The organism is Bradyrhizobium sp. LVM 105, assembly GCF_003957705.1.
GTDB lineage: Bacteria > Pseudomonadota > Alphaproteobacteria > Rhizobiales > Xanthobacteraceae > Bradyrhizobium > Bradyrhizobium frederickii.
Genome location: NZ_QZMV01000064.1, coordinates 1 through 4,226 on the forward strand (window position 1 = coordinate 1; position 4,226 = coordinate 4,226).

2 protein-coding genes and 3 pseudogenes are annotated in these 4,226 nt (G+C 63.6%); 3 read left to right on the forward strand and 2 right to left on the reverse strand.

Going from position 1 to position 4,226, the window contains the following annotated elements; all coding sequences use genetic code 11:
* From D6B98_RS40640 to istB, 3 genes and pseudogenes are all read left to right on the forward strand, one after another.
* A pseudogene (locus tag D6B98_RS40640) lies at positions 1-241 on the forward strand (hypothetical protein); the annotation flags it as partial.
* A 230-nt stretch (positions 242-471) separates the two neighbouring features.
* On the forward strand, positions 472-2,139 hold the full coding sequence (locus D6B98_RS39365; protein WP_126262228.1) for an F-box protein: 1,668 nt from the start codon (positions 472-474) through the stop codon (positions 2,137-2,139).
* 560 nt (positions 2,140-2,699) lie between these two features.
* Positions 2,700-3,287: pseudogene (istB, locus tag D6B98_RS39370) on the forward strand (IS21-like element helper ATPase IstB); the annotation flags it as partial.
* Between the two features lies 1 nt (position 3,288).
* Here istB and D6B98_RS39375 read toward each other — a convergent pair.
* Positions 3,289-3,735, reverse strand: a pseudogene (locus tag D6B98_RS39375) (IS21 family transposase); the annotation flags it as partial.
* 115 nt (positions 3,736-3,850) lie between these two features.
* The gene (locus tag D6B98_RS39380; RefSeq protein WP_126262229.1) at positions 3,851-4,096 is read right to left on the reverse strand and encodes a hypothetical protein; all 246 of its coding nucleotides are present in this window, start codon (positions 4,094-4,096) and stop codon (positions 3,851-3,853) included.
* Positions 4,097-4,226 lie beyond the last annotated feature (130 nt).

Here is a 4,226-nt window from a genome sequence, read left to right on the forward strand (position 1 = left end):
ATCCTGCGAACAGAACCATGTCTGTTCGCCAAAAATCGATTCTCTCTCAACGGCTTGCGTGTTCTTCACAACCGACGCGTTATCGCCACACAGCAAAGTTGATGGTCTTCAAGCTCGTCGGCGCCGCATCTAAAACCTGGCGACGGTTGAAGGGCACAAATCAGTTGCCTAAGGTGATACCGGGGTAAAGTTTGCGCACGAAATCGAAGTCATTCCGACCGCTGAAGTCCGCGCCGCCTGATCGGACCCGTCACCCAGATCCAAGTATAGCTCCGGTGGCGCAGTTTCAACTGCCGAGGGAAATGCCTTATCCGACAAATCTCCGACGTCTTTAGCATAGTCATGAAATATGACTTCATAATGAACGGCAATTTGTTTTGAACGTCGTGGACTTCTATCTTCCCGCACGGAGTAGAGGAATACGCCCAATGCGGCAGTCGCGACCGCTTCGATGTCTGTAGGAGGTGGATGATGAGAGGCATTGATGGGCCTGGCAAGGCCACCATCTCGGGATTTCCCACCCACGAAGCTGGTAGCCCGGACGATCCGGGATCGGCTGTTCGCTTTCAACAAGCCGGCCAATCATCCTGCTTTGTCGGCGAGCAGGCGCGCGGCGAACCTCAAGGAGACAGCGCTCCCTCCTCTAGCAACAACCCGCGCTTCATCGGTGACCTTGGTCGGCCTAACTTCACCAGACTAGCGCCCGACTCACTCCATTTACCGTCGGGCGTGTTCGAAATGGTCGCCGAGAAGCTCAGGCCGATCGACCTGGTGAGTATGTCGCAAACAAGTCGCCAATTGCGTGACGCCACCCGGTTATCTGCGGAGGTTCACGAACGGCGCCAGAGAGCTATCCAGGTTCAGTTCGTCTGGAATGCGTTGACGGCGCGCCGACCAGGCATCGCGGATCGCTTTGCTGCGCTGCTAGCGCCTGGCGTGCTCCAATCACTCGCGCCGAACATCGATTGCCTTACGGGGGCGCAGCAGGAGGATGTCGTCGGTCTGGTTGAGGGTGTGGACGACCCCGCGGAGCGGCTCCTGGCTCTCGGGGGCCTCCGCGCCGGCATGACGGGGCTTGCGCCCGCACTCCACCAGCGCCTCGTCTCCCTGGCCGATCAGTTCGAAGCGCCCTCGCACCGCGCCTGGGCTCTGGTAGGCCTCGGCGCGGGCGTGGGAAGGCTTGCGCCCCCGCTCCAGCAGCGTCTCGTCGACATCGCCGTGCAGCTTGCCGAGCCCACTGACCGCGCCTGGGCTTTGCGCGGTCTCGGCCCGGGCGTGGCAGGGCTTGCGCCCCCGCTCCAGCAGCGCCTTATTGTCCTCACCGAGCAGCTTGCCGATCCCTTGGACCGCGACGCGGCTCTGCGCGGTCTCGGCCCGGGCGTGGCAGGGCTTGCGCCCCCTCTCCAGCAGCGCCTCGTCGACATCGCCGAGGGGCTTGCCGATCCCTTGGACCGCGCCTGGGCTCTCGCGGGCCTCGGCGCGGGCATAGCGGGGCTTGTCCCCGCGCTCCAGCAGCGCCTCGTCAACATCACCGAGAAGCTGGAACAGCCCGCGCACCGCGCCCGGGCTCTGTCGGGCCTCGGCGCGGGCATGGCGGTGCTTGCCCCCACGCTCCAGCAGCGCCTCGTCGACATCACCGAGAAGCTGGAACAGCCCGCGCACCGCCTCTCGGCGCTGGCGGGCTTTGGCGCGGGCGTGGCGGGGGTTGCCCCCGCGCTCCAGCAGCGCCTCGTCGACATCACCGAGAAGCTGGAACAGCCCGCGCACCGCGCCCAAGCTCTGGCGGGCCTCGGCGCGGGCGTGGCGGGGGTTGCCCCCGCGCTCCAGCAGCGCCTCGTCAACATCACCGAGAAGCTGGAACAGCCCGCGCACCGCGCCTGGGCTCTGGCGGGCTTCGGCGCGGGCGTGGCGGGGGTTGCCCCCGCGCTTCAGGAGCGCCTCCTCGACATCACCGAGAAGCTTGAAGAGCCCGCGTACCGCCTCGCGGCGCTGGAGGGCCTCGGCGCAGGCGTGGCGGGGGTTGCCCCCGCGCTCCAGCAGCGCCTAGCTGACCTTGCCGACAGCCTTGCCATGCCCGCGGATCGGGCTCGGGCCTTCGCAGCAATGTTGCCGAGGAGGAGAGACGAACAGCGGGAATGAGCTATCCCGGATTCTTCCCGTCGAGGCGTGAATCAGAAAAAGTTCTTTTGTGTGTGTGTGTGTTTCGGCGTTGACCTCGTTTCCGAGGCGATCGGCGTCCAATCGCTGGCTCTGACTCAAAAGTGAGCTATGCGGGATTTTGGTTGATGAGGTGATCAGGCGGCGTGGTTTGCCGGCACTTGGACGACCTCGTTGCCGTCGTTGACGCTGACACCTGCGATGACCTTCGGCAACTGATTTGAGAAGTGGCTCGGGTTATTTGGACAGATCCCCGCGGATTCTAAGTGGATTCATGCCGGGTTGTGTTTGCGCGGGGCAATCTTACCGCGGCGTCAGGAGGGCGTAGCCCGACCAGAGCTGCGTTACCTGACGGGCTTGCGCCCGCCTTTTCCAACAACGCTCACCACCTCGACCGTTGTGTCGAAGCAGCTTGTGGTGGTTTGGACTCTGATCCTGCAATCCGAGCCCGAGGGGCCTACCCTCATCTCTTGCACAGCAAGGCTGCTTGAAGGTTTTAGGTCAATTGATCTACCTCCTCCTTCGCGCCGTCGTGGCGCACCAAGGCCTTCGAGGAGCAGCGACGATCGCCCGATCTCGAAGCTTTGCCGTTCGAAGATCGCATCGGTCTGCTGGTCGACCGCGAAGCCGCTGAACGCGACACCAGGCGCTTCACCACGCGCCTCAAGCTCGCCGCGCTACGTCAGAATGCCTGCGTGGAGGACGTCGATTGGCGCACGCCGCGGGGCATCGACCGGGCCGTCTTCGCCAAGCTCGTCAGCGGCGACTGGATCAATCGCCACGAGAATCTCCTCATTACCGGGCCGACCGGCCTCGGCAAAAGCTGGCTGGCCTGCGCTCTCGGCCACAAGGCCTGCCGCGACAATCGCTCGGTCCTCTATCATCGCGTCCCAAGATTGTTCGAAGCACTGGCGCTCGCACGCGGCGATGGACGTCATGCGCGCTTGCTCAAAACCCTTGGCCGCGTCCAATTGTTGATCCTGGACGATTGGGGATTGTCGGTGCTCACCGCTACCGAGCGCCGCGATCTGCTCGAGATCCTCGACGACCGCCACGGCCGAGCCTCCACCATCGTGACCAGCCAGCTCCCGGTCGACACCTGGCACGAAGTCATCGGCGATCCAACGGTGCACCCCCAATCGTAACACCCAACTCGTCCATGTCTGTGAAGTCGGAGAGGCCGAGTTGGCCAGGCTCGTGGGTTTGGCGGAAGATCACCTCCTGCTCCTCGCCGTGGATCGCCCGCCATGCACGGATCCGACGTTCCAGGGTACGACGGATACCGCTGCCGAGATCCGGATGACGCCGTAGCATCTCCTCGAATACCGCCACCGGGCGTAAGCCAGGTGCCGCCTTCAGGATCGGGACGATCTCGGTCTCGAACACGTCGCCCAACGGGTCCGGCCGTCGCCGGCCGCGGGGCGCCTTCCTTTGCGATGGAAATCGGGGGTCTCTCTCGATCCGATAGGCGGTCGACGCACTGAATGATGCCTTGGCCGCCGCCACTGGCGGGCTATCGGTCTGACGGTACTTCATGTAGAGCCTCATCTGGTGATCTGTGATGTGTCGGCCGGGCACGCGAGTGATTCCTCTTGGCGGAAGAACCACTTGCATAACCCCGCCGGCCGCGATCACCAGTCGGCGCGGTCCTCCTCGGGATCGCGCCGACGCTGGGCTCGTAACTCCGGTCGGGCTACGCCCTCCCTACGTCACGAGCCCAGCGAAACTCTCTCACCTTGATTGACGCTGCCTTCCATCCTGATCGCCGCGGGACAGCCATGCCGTTGATTTTGACGGTGGGAATGCCCCAGCGGGTACGCAACACCCAGACGTTCTTGCCTTTGAACGCGCAGCCTAGGGCCGCGATGAAGCCTTCCTGATTGAGTATTGCCGCGATCTCGGCATCCATTTTGTGTTCAGCATTCAACTCGACGATCACCGCAACCGATCAATGTTGATGCAATCGCGGTAGGTGTGAACGCGCCGTTGCAAGTGATGCTCGCTGGTTGCGCCGGTCTGCCAGACGATCTTGAGCCACACCTGACCTCGGGTCCGCTTCTGATCAAGAA